Raw genomic sequence first — 18,083 nt, forward strand, 5'->3', positions numbered from 1 at the left:
CCACCGGGTGGATCAGCTCGTCGGACTTGTCCTTGCTTGGATCGCTCATTGGGCGCTCCCGGAAATCTCGACCGGCATGAAGACCGGCTGCAGATAGTCACGCAGCGGGCCGATCAGGAAGAAGAGGATGATGACGCCGGCCGCAGTGATGACCGGCGGAATGATGACCAGGGCCGGCGGCTGTTTCTTCAGCCCGGCTTCCTCCGCCGGCGAGAAGAAGGCGCGCGCCGACAGCGGCAGCAGGTAGGCCACGTTGAGAATGGACGAGGCCACCAGGGCGACGATCATGATCGCATGCCCGGCATCCCAGGCGCCCTGCATCAGGAAGAGCTTCGGCCAGGAGCCGCCCAGCGGCGGAAGACCGATGATCGACAGCGCACCGACCGTATAGGCCCCGAACAGCCAGGGCATGTATTTGCCCAGGCCGCGCATCTGCGAGATCTCGGTCTTCTTGGTCGCGGTATAGATCGCACCGGCGCTCATGAAGAGCGTGATCTTGCCCCAGGCGTGCATGACGATCTGCAGCGCACCGCCGAGCATGGCGAGCGGCGAAGCCAGCATCACGCCCAGCGTCACATAGGAAAGCTGGGAGACGGTCGAGAAGGCCAGTCGGGCCTTGAGATTATCCTTGGTAATCGCCACCACGGAGGCGAGTACGATGGAAATCGCGGCAATCCAGGCCAGGGCGTCCGAGGTCGGAGCCGCCTGGATCAGGGCCGGACCAAAGATGTATGTGCCGACCTTGAGGATGGCGAACACGCCCGCCTTCACCACGGCCACGGCGTGCAGCAGGGCGGAAACCGGCGTCGGGGCCACCATGGCATTGGGCAGCCACGGGTGGATCGGCATCAAGGCCGCCTTGCCGATACCGAAGGCGAACATCACTAGCAGGATACCGGCGATCATCGGCTGTACGTCATTGAGAGCCAGCAGGCCGCCAATCACGAAATCGGTCGAACCGGCGAGGTAATGCGTCGCGATCACGGCGGGCAGCAGCAGACCGACCGAAGTGCCCATCAGGATGGACAGGTAGATCGTGCCGCCGCGCTTAGCGTTTTCATCGCCCTTGTGCGTCACCAGCGGATAGGTCGACAGCGTCAGCACCTCGTAGAAGAGGAACATGGTCAGGAGATTGCCTGACAGCGCGACGCCCATGGCGGAGGCAATGGCGATGCAGAAACAGACATAGAAACGCGTCTGGTGCGTCTCCTTGTTCCCGCGCATATAGCCGATGGAATAGAGCGAATTGACGATCCAAAGCCCTGACGCCACCGCCGCGAAGATCGCGCCCAGCGGTTCCAGGGTGAAGGAGAGCTGCAGGCCGGGGGCGATATCGGCCAGGACCAGGGTCGGATTGCTCGGGGCGATCTCGACCAGATAGGCGACATTGACCGCCAGCAGCACCGCCGAGATCAGCGTCGCGGCTTCGCGCAGATTGGGTTTATTGCCCAGCAGCGCCACGAACACACCGCCGATCGACGGAATGGCCAGGGCCAGGGCGAGAGAGACTTCAGGCGACCACATGATCTAGTCCCCCATGACTGCATTCGCCGCCGCCTCGGTCAGATTGACCAGGAAGGAAGCGTCGAGGAAGAAATACAGATTGGCGAAGGCCAGGACCGCCATCGGGATCAGCATCATGATCGGCGCATGGGTGCGCTTGACCTGCTGGCCCTGATGGCTTGGCGCGGTCTCGGTCCACACCACCATCAACAGCCGGCCGATATAGATCAGCGCCAATAGCGAGGACAGGATCAGCGCAGCCACTGCCCACCACCAGCCACGATCCAGCGCGGCGATGATGAGATACCACTTACTGTCGAAGCCGATGGTCAGCGGCACACCGACCAGCGACAGGCCGGCAATGGTGAAGGCCGAGGCCGAGATCGGCATGGTCCGGCCGAGACCGGCCAGGTCCTTGATCTCGCGGACACCGAATTTCAGCGCAAACGCGCCGAGCGCCATGAACAGGGCGCCCTTCATCAAGGCGTGGTTGATCAGGTGCAGCATGCCGGCCTGCAGCCCGAGCACCGTGCCCATGCCCAGCCCCAGCATCATATAGCCTACCTGGGCCACCGATGAGTAAGCCAGCAAACGCCGGGCATCGGTCTGGAAGATCGCCTGGGCGGAGGCCATGAACATGGCGATCACACCGGCTACCGCGAACACCCAGGTCAGCGACAGGTCGACGAAATTCACCTCCGGATTGAACACCGAGAAGAGGAAGCGCACCAGGGCATAGAAGGCCACCTTGGTCGCCGTCGAGGCCAGGAAAGCGGTGACGAAGTTCGGCGCGAAGGCATAGGCATTGGGCAGCCACATGTGCAGCGGGAACATCGCCGCCTTCAGGCCAAGGCCGACAATGATGAAGGCGAAGGCCGCCTGGGTCACGCGGTCATGGCCGTTCTCGGCCAGGATGCGGGCGATATCGGCCATGTTGAGCGAGCCGGTCGCCATGTAGAGGAAACCGACGCCGATGACGAAGAAGGTCGCACCGATCGTGCCGAGGATGAGGTAGTTGTACGCCGCCGTCAGCGCCCGGCGGTCCTTGCCCGCCCCCATGGCGATGATGGTGTAGGCCGACAGCGAGGAGATCTCGAGGAAGACGAAGACGTTGAAGGCGTCGCCCGTGATCGTCACACCGAGAAGACCGGCGAAACAGACCAGGAAGGCCGAGTAGAACAGGCCCTGCTTGTCCTCAGCGATCTCGTCCGCCACGCTCGGCAGGGCGTAGATCACGCACAGGAAGCCGAGAATGCCGACCAGCAGCAGGACGGCGATATTGAGCGCGTCGATCCGGTATTCAATACCGGCCGGCGGCGCCCAGCCTCCCATGGCGTAGGAGATCACCCCCTCGCCCGCGACCGCGCCCAGCAGCGCCAGCGAGAAGACGGCGACGATGGTGGCGGTGACCATGGCTACGGCCCAGCCGGCCTTGCCATTGGGCATGAAGGCGGCAATGGCAGCGGCAACGAGCGGCACCACGACGACCAGGGCCGGCGCGTGAGCCATCAGCCCCGCCGGCAAAAGATTGGCGAGAAATTCCATCACTCGCTGCTCCCCGTTTCGCGGGAATAATCCGCCGCATTCAAGGCATCATCCTCGATCGTGCCATAGGCCTCGCGGATACGGACGACCAGCGCCAGGCCCACGGCCAGCGTGGCGACGCCGACGACAATCGCGGTCAGGATGAGCACGTGCGGCAAGGGGTTGGAATAGAGCACTTCGGCGGTGTGATGCGCCGCATCGCCATAGCCCTCGCCATGCGATGCCGCCGCTTCATAACCGTCATGCGCAGCCTCTTCGGCAAGCTCAGCATCACCGGCTCCGGCGTAACCGGCTGCCGCTTCCGCGCCATAACCGCCAGCAGAACCATAGCCGTCATCCTCGCCATGATGGGCGCTTTCCAGGATCGGCGGCTGGCCGCCGAACACCTTGCCGATGGTGATGTAGAGCAGGAAGACCGAGGTCTGGAACAGCGACAGGCCGACCAGACGCTTGATCAGATTACCCGTGGCAATGACCACGTAGAGCCCCGTCATCATCAGGATGATGATCGGGATATAGTTGAAACGTTCGAGAATGGTCTCAAGCATGGCCTACCACTCCTCGTCCGGAATATCCGGAACCCGTCCGGCAAAGGCATAGAAGATCGCCAGCATGACCGAGATCACGGTGATCAGAACGCCGAGTTCGACCAGGAGAATGCCGTAATGCTGGCCGGCATGGTGGCTCTGGTCGGGATGCAGGGCATCATAATCGAGGAAGTTCACGGCCTCTCCGGCGAAGGGCATGACCAGGGTGGCCAGACCGACGGCGGCATAGAGCAGCACACCGGCTGCCGATCCCCAAAGCACGACCTTCGGCGGCACGGCCTTCTTGGCCTCGTCGATGCCAAAGATCAGCGCGTAGAGGATCACGGCGACGGCGATGATGACGCCGGCCTGGAAGCCGCCGCCGGGACCGAAATCACCGTGGAACTGAACATAAAAGCCGAAGATCACGATCATCGGGATCAAAAGCTTGGAGACGACGCGCAGGATGATATGCGGGCTCATTCCTCGTCCTCCCTGCGGCGAGCGCCGCCGGTATTGAAGCCCAGAAGCAGGATGACGCCGAGCGCCGCGGTGAAGATCACCACCACTTCGCCAAACGTGTCATAACCGCGATAGCTGGCCAGCACGGCGGTGACGACATTGGGGATCTCGATCTCGTTCGGCGTGCGCTCGAGATAGGAGTGACCGACATAATCATTGGCCGGAGAATCCGCAGCGCCATAGACCGGCATGTCCGGAATGGCGAAGAACAGGGCCATGCCGGCGACGGTGACCACCAGCATCGCAGCCAGATGGCGGCCTCGGCCCGGTGCTTCGGCTTCACGCGCGGTCAGCAGCATGGCGCCCAGCATCAGAACCGTGGAGATACCCGCGCCCACAGCCGCCTCGGTAAAGGCCACATCGACTGCATCAAGCGAGACGAACCAGGCCGCCGACAGCAGCGAATAAACGCCCGTGAGCATCACCACGGCGAAGAGATTGCGCAGCCGCACAATGGCAAAGCCGACCGCCAGCAACATGGCGATCAGGGTGTAGTCGAGGAATTGCGTCAGATCGGCGCCGCTCATGCCTTGGCCTCCGGATCCTTGAGGTCACGCGGATGCTTGGGGCGGAAATGCGCCAGATCCGGCATTTGTCCGGCCCGGTGCGCGGCATTGGCCACGGCATGGGTCGCGGTCGGGCTGGTCAGAAAGAGCAAGAGCCCCACCAGCGCCAGCTTGGCCATGGTCTGCCAGTCACCGGACTGCAGGATCAGGCCGAAAATGATCAGCTCGGCACCCAGCGTATCGGTGACGCCAGCCGCGTGCAGGCGCGTGTAGAAGTCCGGCATGCGGATGACGCCGATCGCGCCGGCCAGGACCAGCATCAGGCCCAGGGCCATGGAGCCGACACTGAGCGCGAAGAGAAGATGTTGTCCGATCTCGACCCAGCTCATTCGTCGAACTCCCCTTCCACCGCGCGGCGCAGGGACATTTGCGCCAGGGCAATTTCCAGCGAGCGATAACGGAAGAATTTCAGGATCGCGATGGTGGCGACGAAATTGATCAGGGCGTAGAGCAGCGCGATATCGATCGCGTCCTGGCGTCCGGCAATGGCCGAGAATACCAGCAGGAAGAGCACCGTCTTGGTGCCGAAGGAATTGGCCGCGAGAACGCGGTCATACAGCGTCGGGCCGGCGAACAGGCGCGCCAGCATGATCGCCATCGCGCCGGCCATGCCGAGCGCCACGATAAAGTTGAGCGTATCCATCATGCCTCCTCGCGCTTGCCATCGGACGCGATGTCCGTGCGCAAGGCCATTTCCGCAAAGCCTTCCGGCGCGGTGAAGGAATTATCCAGGGCGTGAACCAGGAAGCCGTCGTTTTCGATATCCACCGTCACCGTACCCGGTGTCAGAGTGATCGAATTGGCGAAGACGCAGCGCGCCAGACCGGAGCGCAGATCGACCGGCACCCGCACCAGGCGCGGTTCGATATCGACGTCCGGCTTCATGATAAGGCGAATGACGGCAATGTTCGCCGCCACGATTTCCCGTCCCAGCCAGCTCCAATAGGTCAGCAGCGGCAGCAAGGGCGCCAGCGGCACCGTCTCGCGATCGAGAATGCGCATGCGCACGGCCAGACCGACCGTTGCTGCCAAACTCACCACCGTCATGACCAGCAGGATCGAGTGATCGCCAGACAGGGTGTAGGAACCAGAAAGAACAAGCCACAAGACTACCAGGACGGCAGTCAGGCCAAGACCATAGACCATGGATGTATCCCCGCGCGTAAACGCTTAGACTCGCGGTTTTAACCAAGCGGCAACGGCTTGACCAGATCAGCCATGTGCCTTTAGCAGCCTCCAAAAACCTAGGGATAATGGCTGGGCGGGCCTGCCGGGAGGTGCAGTTTGTCCGCCAGTGCAGGCAAAGCCGGGCCCAGGCGCGTTTCTGCAATCCCCTGATCCGGTAGGCATTCTTCACCAGCCCCACCATTACTCAGGTTTTCACCCGGGCCAGACGGCAGAAGGCAGGGCGCCGTGCCCGCCACCTGGCCCGGTCGGTCAGGCAGCGCTCAGCGTCATCAGGAAGACGTGGAAAACAATGCATGCGGGACGCGGCGCCTGCTACCGTTAGTCGCGGTCGGCCTCGTGCGACAGGTTCCAGTAGCGCAGCACGGTCTGTGCTTTCTCTACCGAGAGCATGTCATAGACATGGCGGGCCTGCTCCAGGATCGGTCCCTCGCCGCGTCCGAGCCCGGCCCAGCCGGCCTCGAAACTCTCCCATTTCAGGCCTGTCGCCTTGCACAGGACCGCCAGCGGCTCACCGGCGAGATCATCCAGCATGCGAGTCATCAACCGGTCATCAATCCCGGCCAGGGTCGCGATCTCGCTGACAATCTCACGCCGCACGCCTTCGCGCCGCAAGGCTTCCATGGCCTGTTCCAGGCTGGCAAAGGGGCTCATGGCGATGGCTTCACGATTGCGCTGTCGCCGGTCGATATAGCGCAGGATGCGGCCGACCAGCGGGTCAGACCAACCCTCTGCCTGGGCCATCGGGAAAATATCCCCGGATGCATCAATCAGGATGGTCCGATCGACGGCAAAGCGGTCGAGGATGGCGCGGCGATCGGTGCCGTCACAGCCCCAGAACAGGCGGAAAGCCTGGGCCGGGCGCAATTCCTCGCGGCGGATCAGCAAGGGCGCAAAACGTGAATTGTCCAGTGCCATGCCGACGAGGTGGTCGACCGTCGGCGCCGCGAGGATGGCAGTCTTGTTCTTGAGCAGACGCTCGACAACTTCCGGCTCACCATAGGCGGCCAGGGCCGCAGCCACGGTCTCGGAGACATCCTCGCGCCGGGCCACAATCGTGCGGTGCTGGATGGTCCCGGTCTGGACGATCTCGAGCATGTCGAAATCGGTCAGCGCCTGGCAATCCTCCAGGATCGGCCGGGCCACTTCAAAATGATCGGTGGCCAGCATGCGCAGAAGGCGATGCGGTGCCTCATTCAGCGTCGACAGGCGCTGAGCCACGCGCTGGCGCAGGGTTTCATCACTGGCGCGCAGGAGATCATGCAGCAGATCAGCGACAATCCAGCGCTCACGCGGTGTCAGCCGGCTAGAGGGCAACCCCACAATATCCGCCAGCCGCCGCGCCAGCACATCCCGCGCCCGCGGCGGCGCCGGCTGGTCCAGGTCCATGGGTTCTATCTGCGCCATAAACGGCTCATCCTGCGGCAAATTCCTGCCCAGACTGGCGCGCCGGAGTTAAGAAAGCGTGGGTTTGGGTGCGGGAATGCCCCCTACCCTTTCCCCGGCAGGAACTTGCCCAGCTCTTCCCGGTCGAGCCAGGTCAGCGCCGCAGAGATGACGAAGAACACCACCGCCATGATGAAGAGCATGGCGCTGTAGACCAGCTCGCCATTGGCATCGACGCCGACCGGGGCGCTGATGCCCAGCCAGGGGGAGAGGTGGAAGACGATGGCGCCGCCGATAATGCCGGTCGACAGCAAGGCGCCGAGACCCCGGAACAGGCCCATGAAGATGGCCAGCAGGATCAAAACGGCGGCGACCAGTTCGGCGACGCCGGTGGCCATGCGGATCACCGGTTCGAACAGGTCAATGCCGGACTGCTCGGCGATACGGGCGAAAATCGGGTTGTCGGCGCCAAATTTCTGGCTGCCCATGAACACCATGAAGGCAGCCAGCAGCACGCCACCGCCCAGTCGGATCATTTTCATCTCGCAAGTCTCCCTCTCATTGCCGCACCATGTCGCTGCACAGCGCGAATTTGCTAAAGCCCTACATGTTGCTAGACAGGACGCAACGCCAAACATGCTCGATCACGAGTTTTTCGGCGTTTCGTGAGTTGAAAACTGCCACCGGACCCGTTTCTTGCCGCTTTTCCGTCCCCTTGCAGGCAATCGCAAGCTGCGCCTGCCGCCTTTCGGCGCCTATCTCATCCTGGTGGCGGGATGGTTTTTCGGCTTTGGCCTGCAGACCACGGTCTTTCCCGGCGTCATCACCTTCACCCTGATGGAAAGCCCGGAGCGTTTGAGCTTCGCCCAGGCCGCCCTGACCGCGCCGATGGCGCTCTTGCTGCCCGCCGCCGGTGTCCTCGCCGAGCGCAAGGACCGGCGCGGCATCATGTTCTATTTCTACATTTTCGCCGGCCTATGCGCCCTCGCCCTGTCCTGGATGCTGCTCTCGGACCGGCTCGACTACATGATGCTCGTCATCTTTGCCCTCCTGGTCGGGGTGGCCGGCGGCTTTGTCATGCCGGCGCGCGATAGTGCGATCAATCCGATCGTGCGCATCTCCGCGCGCACGCGCCATGGCGGGATCGAGCTGCAACGCGCTGTGGTGATGGCCTCGGCGGTACAGTTCGGGGCCCAGATCGCCGGCATGGCGGCGGGCTATTTCGCCGCTCTGACCGGACCCGGCGTACTCTTTGCCATGATGGGCGTGGGGCTTTTGACCGGTGGTCTCGCCGCCGCCTTCCTGCCGCGCCTGGGGTCAAAGCGCACCAAATCGACCAACCACCCGCTGCAGGATCTCGGCGATGGTCTCAAAGCCGTGCTGCACTCCCCCGTGCTGATGCCGATGACGGCGATCATGGTCGCGATCGGGATTTTCATCGTCGGCGGCGCCTTCCTGGTCCTCATTCCGATCCTCATCCGGGACGCCTATGGTGGCGGTTATGCCGAGCTGTCCAGCCTGATGGTGACCTTCTGGCTCGGCGCCTTCGTGGCCAATGTCATGCTCGTCAAATTCGGCCATATCGAAAAACCCGGCCGGGCGCTGATCATCGCCCAGGGCGTCACGGTTCTGGCCGTCGGCGCCTTTGCCGCGCCCCTGCCTTTCTGGTCGCTTTACGGGCTGGTCTTTGCCTGGGGGCTGGGCGCGGGTGTGGCCATCTCGCTGTCGCGCTCGGTCGTGCAGGAACAGGCCCCGGCCGACAAGCTGGCCCGCGTCATGTCGGTCTATCAGCTCGGCCTGTTCGGCGGCATGCCGGCCGGCATCCTCCTGATGGGCCCCGTCGTCGGCGCCATCGGCGCACGCCCGGCGGCCCTCATCCCGATGATCGGGCTCGGCGTGGTCCTGGTGCTGATTTCCATCGCCACGCCGATCCTGTCCGTGCGCCGTGCCCAGCCGGTCGCGGTGAAATATGATCCACCGTCCAGAGCCGCAGACGAACCGGCCGACAGCACCGGCGAGAAACCTGACTGATGCGTCATTTTTGCGCGCTGGACATTGCCCCTGAAACCCTGTCCCATCGCTTGCCAGATTTGTTTTCGGGGAGCGTCAGGACATGCATCACAGACATCGAACCAAGCTGACCCTGATGGGGCTGGGCCTTGCGGCCGCGGTCATCGTCGGGTGTAGCCAGGAGACTTCCATGGACACCACACCGGATACCACACCGGTCACCACCGCTTCGGCCCTGATCGAACGCGCCCAGGGCCTTGAAGCCCCGGCGGCGGAACAGCGCCCGGTCACCATCGAACAGGTCGGTTTCACCCGCGTCGATGAATACCAGTGGATCAAGGATGAGAACTGGCAGGAGGTGATGCGTGACACCTCCGCCCTCGACAGCGATATCCGCGAACTCCTCGACGCCGAAAACGCCTATCTCGACGCGGTGATGGAGCCGACGGCGGCGCTGCAGGAGCGGATTTTCCAGGAGATCCGCGGCCGTATCAAGGAAGACGACAGCTCGGTCCCGAGCCGTGACGGGGCCTATGAGTATTTCAGCCGCTACCGTGAAGGCGGTCAGTATCCGATCTTCTCGCGCCGGCCGATCGATCCGGAAACCGGTGAGGCCATCGGCGAAGAGGAAATCCTCATCGATGGCGATGCCGAGGCAGCCGATTTCGAATATCTCGACTTCGGCAATCTCTCCCACAGCCCGGACCACCAGTATGTCGCCTATGCGATCGATACGCGCGGTTCGGAATACTATGAGATCATGATCCGCGAGATCGCCACCGGCGATGTCATCGCGACCTTGACCGACGAGAGCACGGGCGACTTCGTCTGGGCCAATGACAGCGCCACGCTGTACTGGGTCTGGCGCGATGATAATGGCCGCTCCAAGCGTGTCTATCGCCAGAACCGCGGCGGCGGGGCCTCCGAGCTGATCTATGAGGAAGAGGATCCGGGCTTCTTCGTCGGCGTCGGCTCGTCCGACAATGACCGCTACGTCACCATCAATACCGGCGGTCACACCTCCAACGAGCTGCGCCTGCTCGATGCCAATGACCCGGCCGCCGAGCCGGTGCTCGTCGCGGCCCGTGAAGACGGTGTCGAATACTATCTGACGGCGGCCAATGACCGTTTCTACTTCCGCACCAATGCGGACGGTGCGGTCGACTTCAAGATCGTCTCCGCTCCGATCGACGCTCCCGGCCGGGAAAACTGGGAAGACTTCGTCCCGCATCGCCCGGGCACGCTGATCAATGGTGTGGCCGGCTTCGAGGACTGGCTGGTGCGCATGGAGCGTGAAGACGCCCTGCCGCGCATTGTCGTGCACGAATACGCCACCGGTGAAGAGCACGAAATCGCCTTCGACGAGGAAGCCTACTCGCTCGGCATGTCGTCCGGTTACGAGTTCGCCGTGGATCGCCTGCGCTTCTCCTATGAGAGCCCGTCGACCCCGGAACAGACCTTCGACTATGACATGCGTACCCGCGAGCGCGTGCTGCGCAAGACCCAGGAAGTCCCCTCCGGTCACGACCCGGAAGACTATGTCGTCCGCCGTATCATGGCAGAAGGTCATGACGGAGCGCAGATCCCGGTGACCATCCTGCATCACCGCGACACGCCGATCGACGGTTCCGCGCCGCTGCTGCTGTATGGCTATGGCTCCTATGGCATCACCATCCCGGCCTCCTTCCGCGTCACCCCCTTGTCGCTGGTTGATCGCGGCATGGTCTATGCCATCGCCCATATCCGCGGCGGTATGGCGCGCGGCTATCAGTGGTATCTGGCCGGCAAGCTGGAGCAGAAGATCAACACCTTCCGCGACTTCGTCTCGGCCGGTGAGGCGCTCGCAGCCGAGGGCTATACCTCGCGCGGCAATATCGTCGGTTATGGCGGCTCCGCTGGTGGCCTCCTGGTGGGTGCGGCCGCCAATCTCCAGCCCGACCTGTTTGCCGGCATTATCGCGGCTGTGCCCTTTGTCGACGTGATCAACACCATGTCGGATGCCGAGCTGCCGCTGACGCCGCCGGAATGGCCGGAATGGGGCAATCCGCTGGAAAGCGCCGAGGATTACCAGACCATGATCGCCTACAGCCCGTACGACCAGATCGTGGAGACCGATTATCCCCACATCCTGGCCACGGGCGGTCTGACCGATCCGCGCGTGACCTATTGGGAGCCGACCAAATATGTCGCCCGTATGCGCGACCGCCGGTCGGATGATGGCCTCACCCTGCTGAAGATGAATATGGGGGCCGGCCATGGCGGTGCATCAGGCCGTTTCGACAGCCTGCGTGAAACCGCCCTCAACTGGGCCTTCGCCCTGATGAGCGTCGGCCTGGCCGATGCCGAGGTCGAGGCGATCGCGGCGGAAGCCGGCGAGTAAACCGCCTCAAAACGGAAGTGGCCCGCTGCGTCAGCGAAACGCAGCGGGCCGCCCGGTCTGCCAAGACCACAGGAGACAGAGCCGGGTTATCCGGTCCGTCCTAGCTTTCCAGCTCATAGATCAACTGGGTCGAGGCGCCGCGATAGATAACCGGCTCGCCATTGCGGACCTGCGGGTCGTAGCGCCAGTTCTCGATGGCCCGGATCGAGGCCCGCTCGAAACCGCGATGGGTGCAGTTGAGCGCCCGGACATTTGAGGTGCGGCCATTTGGCATGATGTCGAACATCATCGTGCATTGGCCTTCGATACCGCGCCCTGCCAGCACGCTCGGATAGACCGGGTTGACCCGAACCGTCGGTATGGGATCACCATCGACCGGGATACGGCCGCCGAACGCCTCGATCACCGGCTCATCTATCGGCGGCGCGATAAAGTTCTCGATCGGATCGCCAACATCCGGCACAGCCGGTTCGACCTCGGAGGTCTGTACGGGCGGCGGCGGCTCGACCGCATCGACTGGTTCGAAGACTCGGCCGCGATCCGGTTCACGATCATCAACCTCGACATTCATCTCGATCGGCGGGCTTTCCTCCGCCTCGATCAAAGGCACCGGGCCGATATCGATCAAGGATCGCATCAACAGGAAAAGCGCGACCGTAATGATCGCGGCAAAGGGTAAGACTAATGGTGTGCGCATATAAGCGGTCACGGTTTCTACCTCCCCACGGGGCAGATGCCGTCATGGCCCGACCGGGACATGCCCTCGTTTGACAACTTCCGTCCGATCCCCGGTACCGACCCCTCGGCCCCGCTGGGCGGAAGCGACGCAGCACCACAACTCAGCACCGCGCCGCCCCCCATAAGGCCCGCTGGGCGCGGCGAAATCATGCCGGGATTGGGAAGAATTGTGACGCTTGAAGGGTGATTTGATGCGGTTGGTTTCTGGTGCCGAGCGAAACGCCGGTTACACTGGCCCGGCATCAGCAAGGACGGTTCCGACATGGATATGGATGCCCTCACCCTCCTGGTCGATCTCCATCGCGACGGCGCCCGCCAGGGGCCCGGTTCGGATGCGATTACCCGGCAAGCCATGGCCCTCGCCGGGCTCACCCCGCAGGCCGGTCTGAAGATTGCCGATATCGGCTGCGGCACCGGGGCTTCCGCCTTGCTTCTGGCGGGCGATCTCGAGGCCGAGGTTACGGCGGTTGATCTCTTCCCGGCCTTTCTCGACAAGCTGCAGGCACGGACCGCAGAGGCCGGGCTGAGTTCGCTCATCACACCAGTGGAAGCCTCCATGGCCGCCCTGCCCTTCGAGCCGGGCGGCCTCGATGTGATCTGGTCGGAAGGTGCGATCTACAATATCGGCTTCGAGGCCGGCATTGCCGCCTGGAAACGCTTTCTCAAACCGGGCGGCCTGCTCGCCGTGTCCGAGCTGAGCTGGTTTACCGCCGAGCGCCCGGCAGAGCTTGAAGCCTATTGGAGCGAGCAATATCCCGGCGTCGCACCGGCATCGGCCAAGATCGCCCAGCTGGAAGAGGCGGGCTATACGCCAGTGGGGTATTTCCCCCTGCCCGCCTCGGCCTGGCTGGACCAGTATTACGCCCCGACGCAGGCGCGCCTTCCCGCTTTCCTGGACCGGCACGGGCATTCCGAAGCGGCCCGAACGGTGGTGGAGATGGAACAGGCCGAGCTGGCGCATTTTGAGGCCCATCACCGCTATTACGGTTATGGTTTCTATCTGGCGCGCACGCCCGGCCCCTAAGCCCTGTTACGCTCGCGTCTAGACATTCTCCCAGCGTGGCCAGAGCTCGCCATAGACGTCGAAATAGGTGGCACAGCCCTGCGGTAGATCGAACAGACGCCGGTCGAGTGCGTCAAAGCGGTCATCATGGGTCGGAATGGAGCGGCGCTCATCCTCAACCCAATTGCCGCAACGCTGGATCTCGACGCGGTGCGCCTGGCGCTCGCCATTGTCGAGAATGTTCTGGCGCTGATCGATAAAGTCGAGCCAGCCCTGCGCGGCGGCGCGGGAATACTCCCAGTCGAGCGCGTCGGTGAAGGCCTTCACGGCATTGGTATAATCATCGAGCTCAACGCGGGTATTGCCGAGGAAGGCATGGACATCACCCGGCCGGTCGAGCGCGCCGCGGCGCAGCGCCTGCTCGAACATGGCTTCGGCATCCTGAAAATGACCGGACTGATAGAGCGCCTCGCCCAGCACGGCATAGTCCTGGCCACGGCCGGTCAGGGTCGCCACCCGGCGCAGAACCGGCAGGGCTGCCTCCCATTCACGGGCCTGGCGAAAGAGCCGCGCCAGCGTACGATAATGGCGCGGATTGGCCTCGATCCGTCCGGCATTGATCTCGCGCTGCAGGACCATGGCCCCGCGATAGGGATAGTCAAAATACGCGTAGTATTCTGCCAGCCGGATCAGCTCCTCCGGCTCTGTCAGCAAGCCATTGGTGTACATTACCACATTGACGTCAAAGGCTTCACGGCTCTGGTCCATGCGCGCCAGGAGCGAGGCCCAGCTTGTCCAGTAGCGCTTTTCCTCAGGCCACCGCACAACCATCTCCCGCACCAGGGCCAGCTCTTCCCCCTCCATGTCCAGGGTCTGGTAGTAGAATAGGAGCAGCGAATAGTGCTGGCGGGCCGCCGGGTCCGCGAGCTCGAAGGCGCGGCGCGCATAGGGCAGGCCGGAGGCATAATCCCCGAGCTGGCCATAGCCCTGGGCCAGGCGGTAGGCGAGATCACCGGTCAGGGTCGCGCCGAGGGCCAGCGCGGTTTCAATCAGGAAGAGCCCGGCCTCGTATTCGCCCTCCCCCAGCAGGAGCTGTCCAGCATTGAGGCGCAGGATATTGGCGCGCTCGCGAGCCAGGATGCCGATCTCAATGGCCGCCTGCCAGTCATGGGCCGCGGCGGCCGGATCCTCCAGCGCATATCGGAGCCGGCCCCGCAATTCCAGCACCGTCGCGCGCTCGAAGTCGGACAAGCGCTCATCGAGCATCAGCGCGTCATAGCCGGCGAGGGCCTCATCCCAGCGCTCCTCGCCCTCGGCCTCCATATAGCGATGCAGCCGGTCGCCGACGCGGGGCGAGATCACCGTGCCCCGGGCATCGCGATCATCCGCCGGCTGCATGTCTGCGGCAGCAGAAAAAGTGAATGAAATGAGCGCCAGAGCGCTCGCGAAACCGGCCAGGCCGGCGCGGATGGATTGTCCCCGCATGTGCACCTCCCCAGGTCATGACGTGAACTCCCCAGCCCCGGTGCATGCCGTCATGAAGCCGTAAGGTTGCCGCAAGGTATTGGCGCCATTGCGGCGCGAGTGCGGCAAGAAGAGGGCAAAGAAAAACGCCCCGGCCATGGGCCGGGGCGTTGATCTTGAAGGAACCGTGCTCGGATTAGCCGTTATCGGCTTCCTCACTCGCTGCGGCAGCCACGTTGATTGGCTCGCCGCGGGAGTTGAAGAACTCCTGACAGCGCGGCGGGACGACGATGGAGACATTGCCGTCTTCGTCGACATCACCGAACAGGCGAGCGCCATTCACGAGGTCCGTCACGGTGAAGCTGCACTCATCGCGAGCGATGCGACGACGGATCACCACGCGCTGCTGCTCAGCGCGGATTTCCTCGCGGATGAACTGGGCCCAGCCATTGGCCGTGCGGCGCGAATACGGGAAGCGTGCGCCTTCCTCGAACGCGGCGATTGCCGACTGCCGGCGGCCGAGCTCGTAACGCACCGTACCCAAAAGGGTCCAGACATTGCCCGGACGGTTGATACCGCCGCGGTTGAGGCCCTGCTCGAAAGCGGTTTCCGCTTCGGCCAGCTGGTTCTCCTGGTACAGCGCCTCGGCGAGCTTAACGTAGTCATCGCCCGCATTGGTCAGCTGTGCTACCTGGCGCAGGACCGGGATGGCCCGCTCCCACTCACGCGCCTGACGCCACATGTTGGACAGGAGGTTCAGGTTGGACTGGCTGCGCTCGACGCGGCCAGCATTGAGCTCACGCTCAAGGATGGTCGCACCGCGATAGGGGTATTCAAAGAAGGAATAATACTGAGCGAGGCGAACGATCTCGGCACTCTCGGTGAGCATGCCGTTGATATACATGATCTTGTTCGCTTCGAACGCATCGGTTTCGCGGTTCGTCTGAGCCAACAGAGACGCGTAGGACGTCCAGTTGCGCTTCTCATCCGGCCAGCGGGCCACCATCGCTTCGACGATTTCCATCTGGCGCGGAATATTCTCGAGCTGCTGATAGTAGAACAGCATCAGGGAATAGTCGCCACGGGTGCGCTCGGCCACCGGGTGCAATTCCCAGAAGGTTTCCGCCCAGCGCAGACCTTCGCGATAACGCTCAGCCTGGGCATAAGCCTGGGCCAGCATCTTGGCGAGACGTGCATTCATCACTTCCGGGCCGCCTTCGCGCACGGCCAGCTCAAGCGTGTTGATGCCTTCCGTGTACTGGCCCTGGGTGATGTAGAGCTGACCGATGTTCAGACGCAGGCCGACGATTTCCTCGGCCAGCATGGCACCAGTCGTGATGGCGGTCTCCCAGTCGGAGATGGCGCCCTGGACGTTTTCCAGCTCGTAATATGCACGACCGCGCAGCTGCAGCGAGATGGCGCGCTCATAATTGTTGATGCCGGACCGGCTCAGGGCGCGGTTCAGCGTGGTAATGGATTCGGCGAACTGCTCTTCGCTCTGCAGGTTCTGGGCTTCCAGCACGATCTCACCGATCGCGGCGGAGAAGACCCGGTCTTCCGCATTCTGTTCGCGTTCTTCGTCACTCTGCCGGTTGTTGCGACGCTGCGCATCGGCATCAGCGACCCAGACGCCTGCCATGGTCACTGCAAGCACGAGGGCTGCAACGCCTTGCGTCAGTCTGGTCAGATGGAAACCGTTAAAACGGATCATCGTTGGCTCCTTCATACCGGCCCCGCTCCCTGGACCGGTTTCACTAGCTGCCCCGTCTCAGATCCGGCTCGGACCCGATCCGGCGACGCCGGAAATCTGGGCGGGAACAGCCAGGCTGGTCCCGCCCCTCACACTTAGTCCGCCAGCTGGAAGTTGAACTGGGTTTCCACGCCGCGACGCGCGACCGGGATACCGTCTTCAATCTTCGGATTATAGCGCCAGCGTTCAACCGCCCGGATCGAGGCCCGTTCGAACATGGAGCTCGAACAGTTCAGGATCGTTACATTGGTCGGTGTCCCGTCCGGCGTCACATCGAAGCGAACCGCGCAGGTTCCTTCCACACCGCGTTCAGCGGCACGGACAGGATATTGCGGCTCGATCCGGACCAGCGGCTGGGCGTCGCGGTCAGAGACCGAGAAGCTCACACTGTCGCTGGCCAGCTGCGGCGCATCGAATTCCGGGATCTGGCCCACAATCGTGTCGAGACCTTCGGTCGGCTGCTCGGCAGCCTGACGTTCAATCTGCGGCGGCGGGGGCGGCGGATCGACCTGGTCCACATCATCGATCGTCGTGTCACGGCGGCGGGCTTCCACCTCCGCGACCTCGTCATTGATCGAGATGCGAAGGGCGTCACCCTCCTCACCCAGTTCAACCTCGTCCGGAATGATCAGGTTGTACATGATCACAAAGAGCGCGATCGTCACGAAAGCCGCAATCGGGCCACCGACGAGCAGGCGTGCAAGAGTACCCATACTGTCTCCTCCCTATTCCTGCAGCGTCGAAATCGTGACTTCGACACCATTCTCGATGAGCAGGTCCTGCACGTCGAGAATAACGCCGATATCGGCTTCTTCATCACCCTGGATCGTCGCACGGGCCTTCGGGTTTTCCTGCAGCAGCTGCTCGATGATCGGCTGCAATTCCGCTTGCTCGTATACGCGACGGTCAATCCAGATCTCGTTTTCCGAGTTGACCGCAACCAGCATGGACGGGTTGAGATCCTGCTCGGTCTGAGCTTCCGGACGGATCGGGTCGATGCCCGGCTCCTTGATGAAGACGGAGGTGACGATGAAGAAGATCAGCAGAATGAAGACGACGTCGAGCATCGGCGTCATGTTCAGTTCGACTTCTTCCTCATCAGTCGCTACGCGGCTACCACGTCTAGCCATATCTTTCTCCTCCCGCCTACTGGGCTTCGCCGTCGGTGCGGGTCAGCGAGACCGGGACACCATTGGCGTTCATGTCATCCCAGATCCGTACGATGATGCCATGAGAGGCCTCGTCGTTTGCTTCGATCAGCACGGCAGAGCCGGCACTCTCAGCGCGGAAACGGTTGACGGCGGACAGGACGCGATCGACGTCGGTGCGGACCCGGTTGACGAAGATATTATTATCCTGGTCAACCTGAACCACGATCGGTGACGGCGCGTCGGGCGGCGGCGGTGCGTCGCTTTCCGGCGGCGGCGTCATGTCGATGCCTTCCTCGGAGAGGAAAGTCGCGGTGACGATGAAGAAGATCAGGAGAATGAACACGATGTCGAGC

General features: G+C 63.1%; 19 protein-coding genes. 3 read left to right on the plus strand and 16 right to left on the minus strand.

Annotation, left to right across the window (positions count from 1 at the left end; translation table 11 throughout):
- Positions 1 to 45: 45 nt before the first annotated feature.
- The 10 genes from Q1V51_RS09840 to Q1V51_RS09885 form a co-directional block, all read right to left on the minus strand.
- Positions 46 to 1,524 (minus strand): proton-conducting transporter membrane subunit, encoded by a 1,479-nt coding sequence (locus Q1V51_RS09840; protein WP_300555849.1) that lies wholly within the window; start codon positions 1,522 to 1,524, stop codon positions 46 to 48.
- Between the two features lie 3 nt (positions 1,525 to 1,527).
- Positions 1,528 to 3,048, minus strand: a complete 1,521-nt coding sequence (locus Q1V51_RS09845) for a monovalent cation/H+ antiporter subunit D family protein (protein WP_300555882.1) — start codon at positions 3,046 to 3,048, stop codon at positions 1,528 to 1,530.
- Positions 3,048 to 3,596, minus strand: a complete 549-nt coding sequence (locus tag Q1V51_RS09850; RefSeq protein WP_300555851.1) for a cation:proton antiporter subunit C — start codon at positions 3,594 to 3,596, stop codon at positions 3,048 to 3,050. The genes Q1V51_RS09845 and Q1V51_RS09850 overlap by 1 nt, the downstream gene beginning before the upstream one ends.
- Positions 3,597 to 3,599: 3 nt before the next feature.
- The gene (locus Q1V51_RS09855; RefSeq protein WP_300555853.1) at positions 3,600 to 4,058 is read right to left on the minus strand and encodes a Na(+)/H(+) antiporter subunit B; all 459 of its coding nucleotides are present in this window, start codon (positions 4,056 to 4,058) and stop codon (positions 3,600 to 3,602) included.
- Positions 4,055 to 4,624, minus strand: a complete 570-nt coding sequence (locus tag Q1V51_RS09860; RefSeq protein WP_300555855.1) for a DUF4040 domain-containing protein — start codon at positions 4,622 to 4,624, stop codon at positions 4,055 to 4,057. The genes Q1V51_RS09855 and Q1V51_RS09860 overlap by 4 nt, the downstream gene beginning before the upstream one ends.
- Positions 4,621 to 4,992 (minus strand): monovalent cation/H(+) antiporter subunit G, encoded by a 372-nt coding sequence (mnhG, locus tag Q1V51_RS09865; RefSeq protein WP_300555856.1) that lies wholly within the window; start codon positions 4,990 to 4,992, stop codon positions 4,621 to 4,623. Before mnhG ends, Q1V51_RS09860 begins: the two co-directional genes overlap by 4 nt.
- Complete coding sequence (locus Q1V51_RS09870; RefSeq protein ID WP_300528159.1) at positions 4,989 to 5,309, minus strand: monovalent cation/H+ antiporter complex subunit F; 321 nt, start codon at positions 5,307 to 5,309, stop codon at positions 4,989 to 4,991. The genes mnhG and Q1V51_RS09870 overlap by 4 nt, the downstream gene beginning before the upstream one ends.
- On the minus strand, positions 5,306 to 5,809 hold the full coding sequence (locus Q1V51_RS09875) for a Na+/H+ antiporter subunit E (RefSeq protein WP_300555860.1): 504 nt from the start codon (positions 5,807 to 5,809) through the stop codon (positions 5,306 to 5,308). Before Q1V51_RS09875 ends, Q1V51_RS09870 begins: the two co-directional genes overlap by 4 nt.
- A gap of 360 nt (positions 5,810 to 6,169) precedes the next feature.
- A complete protein-coding gene (locus tag Q1V51_RS09880; RefSeq protein ID WP_300555862.1) occupies positions 6,170 to 7,255 on the minus strand; it encodes a DUF2336 domain-containing protein in 1,086 nt (361 codons plus the stop codon).
- An 83-nt stretch (positions 7,256 to 7,338) separates the two neighbouring features.
- Complete coding sequence (locus Q1V51_RS09885) at positions 7,339 to 7,776, minus strand: DoxX family protein (RefSeq protein ID WP_300555864.1); 438 nt, start codon at positions 7,774 to 7,776, stop codon at positions 7,339 to 7,341.
- 154 nt (positions 7,777 to 7,930) lie between these two features.
- On the opposite strand from Q1V51_RS09885, the gene Q1V51_RS09890 reads away from it, so the two are divergent.
- On the plus strand, positions 7,931 to 9,265 hold the full coding sequence (locus Q1V51_RS09890; protein ID WP_300555866.1) for an MFS transporter: 1,335 nt from the start codon (positions 7,931 to 7,933) through the stop codon (positions 9,263 to 9,265).
- A gap of 82 nt (positions 9,266 to 9,347) precedes the next feature.
- Complete coding sequence (locus tag Q1V51_RS09895; RefSeq protein ID WP_300555868.1) at positions 9,348 to 11,624, plus strand: S9 family peptidase; 2,277 nt, start codon at positions 9,348 to 9,350, stop codon at positions 11,622 to 11,624.
- 100 nt (positions 11,625 to 11,724) lie between these two features.
- Here Q1V51_RS09895 and Q1V51_RS09900 read toward each other — a convergent pair whose 3' ends face one another.
- The gene (locus Q1V51_RS09900; protein WP_300555870.1) at positions 11,725 to 12,333 is read right to left on the minus strand and encodes an energy transducer TonB; all 609 of its coding nucleotides are present in this window, start codon (positions 12,331 to 12,333) and stop codon (positions 11,725 to 11,727) included.
- A gap of 291 nt (positions 12,334 to 12,624) precedes the next feature.
- On the opposite strand from Q1V51_RS09900, the gene Q1V51_RS09905 reads away from it, so the two are divergent.
- The gene (locus Q1V51_RS09905) at positions 12,625 to 13,386 is read left to right on the plus strand and encodes a class I SAM-dependent methyltransferase (RefSeq protein ID WP_300555872.1); all 762 of its coding nucleotides are present in this window, start codon (positions 12,625 to 12,627) and stop codon (positions 13,384 to 13,386) included.
- Between the two features lie 18 nt (positions 13,387 to 13,404).
- Here the strand turns inward: Q1V51_RS09905 and Q1V51_RS09910 are convergent, their stop codons facing one another.
- The 5 genes from Q1V51_RS09910 to Q1V51_RS09930 all read right to left on the minus strand — a co-directional run.
- Positions 13,405 to 14,850, minus strand: a complete 1,446-nt coding sequence (locus Q1V51_RS09910) for a tetratricopeptide repeat protein (RefSeq protein ID WP_300555874.1) — start codon at positions 14,848 to 14,850, stop codon at positions 13,405 to 13,407.
- Between the two features lie 175 nt (positions 14,851 to 15,025).
- Positions 15,026 to 16,540, minus strand: a complete 1,515-nt coding sequence (locus Q1V51_RS09915; protein WP_300555876.1) for a tetratricopeptide repeat protein — start codon at positions 16,538 to 16,540, stop codon at positions 15,026 to 15,028.
- Between the two features lie 134 nt (positions 16,541 to 16,674).
- On the minus strand, positions 16,675 to 17,292 hold the full coding sequence (locus Q1V51_RS09920; RefSeq protein WP_300555878.1) for an energy transducer TonB: 618 nt from the start codon (positions 17,290 to 17,292) through the stop codon (positions 16,675 to 16,677).
- A 12-nt stretch (positions 17,293 to 17,304) separates the two neighbouring features.
- Positions 17,305 to 17,709 (minus strand): biopolymer transporter ExbD, encoded by a 405-nt coding sequence (locus tag Q1V51_RS09925; protein WP_300555880.1) that lies wholly within the window; start codon positions 17,707 to 17,709, stop codon positions 17,305 to 17,307.
- A 16-nt stretch (positions 17,710 to 17,725) separates the two neighbouring features.
- Positions 17,726 to 18,083 (minus strand): biopolymer transporter ExbD (locus tag Q1V51_RS09930; protein ID WP_300528179.1); only part of this gene is annotated, 358 nt, incomplete at its 5' end.

The sequence above is a fragment of the Maricaulis sp. genome, from assembly GCF_030149235.1.
Classification (GTDB): domain Bacteria; phylum Pseudomonadota; class Alphaproteobacteria; order Caulobacterales; family Maricaulaceae; genus Maricaulis.

Coding starts and splice junctions, on each gene's coding strand:
- Q1V51_RS09920 (WP_300555878.1), bottom strand. CDS start 17,292: ATGGGTACTCTTGCACGCCTGCTCGTCGGTGGCCCGATTGCGGCTTTC.
- Q1V51_RS09895 (WP_300555868.1), top strand. CDS start 9,348: ATGCATCACAGACATCGAACCAAGCTGACCCTGATGGGGCTGGGCCTT.
- Q1V51_RS09915 (WP_300555876.1), bottom strand. CDS start 16,540: ATGATCCGTTTTAACGGTTTCCATCTGACCAGACTGACGCAAGGCGTT.
- Q1V51_RS09885 (WP_300555864.1), bottom strand. CDS start 7,776: ATGAAAATGATCCGACTGGGCGGTGGCGTGCTGCTGGCTGCCTTCATG.
- Q1V51_RS09905 (WP_300555872.1), top strand. CDS start 12,625: ATGGATATGGATGCCCTCACCCTCCTGGTCGATCTCCATCGCGACGGC.
- Q1V51_RS09860 (WP_300555855.1), bottom strand. CDS start 4,624: ATGAGCGGCGCCGATCTGACGCAATTCCTCGACTACACCCTGATCGCC.
- Q1V51_RS09845 (WP_300555882.1), bottom strand. CDS start 3,048: ATGGAATTTCTCGCCAATCTTTTGCCGGCGGGGCTGATGGCTCACGCG.
- Q1V51_RS09925 (WP_300555880.1), bottom strand. CDS start 17,709: ATGGCTAGACGTGGTAGCCGCGTAGCGACTGATGAGGAAGAAGTCGAA.
- Q1V51_RS09870 (WP_300528159.1), bottom strand. CDS start 5,309: ATGATGGATACGCTCAACTTTATCGTGGCGCTCGGCATGGCCGGCGCG.
- Q1V51_RS09850 (WP_300555851.1), bottom strand. CDS start 3,596: ATGCTTGAGACCATTCTCGAACGTTTCAACTATATCCCGATCATCATC.
- Q1V51_RS09875 (WP_300555860.1), bottom strand. CDS start 5,809: ATGGTCTATGGTCTTGGCCTGACTGCCGTCCTGGTAGTCTTGTGGCTT.
- Q1V51_RS09880 (WP_300555862.1), bottom strand. CDS start 7,255: ATGGCGCAGATAGAACCCATGGACCTGGACCAGCCGGCGCCGCCGCGG.
- Q1V51_RS09855 (WP_300555853.1), bottom strand. CDS start 4,058: ATGAGCCCGCATATCATCCTGCGCGTCGTCTCCAAGCTTTTGATCCCG.
- Q1V51_RS09840 (WP_300555849.1), bottom strand. CDS start 1,524: ATGTGGTCGCCTGAAGTCTCTCTCGCCCTGGCCCTGGCCATTCCGTCG.
- Q1V51_RS09910 (WP_300555874.1), bottom strand. CDS start 14,850: ATGCGGGGACAATCCATCCGCGCCGGCCTGGCCGGTTTCGCGAGCGCT.
- mnhG (WP_300555856.1), bottom strand. CDS start 4,992: ATGAGCTGGGTCGAGATCGGACAACATCTTCTCTTCGCGCTCAGTGTC.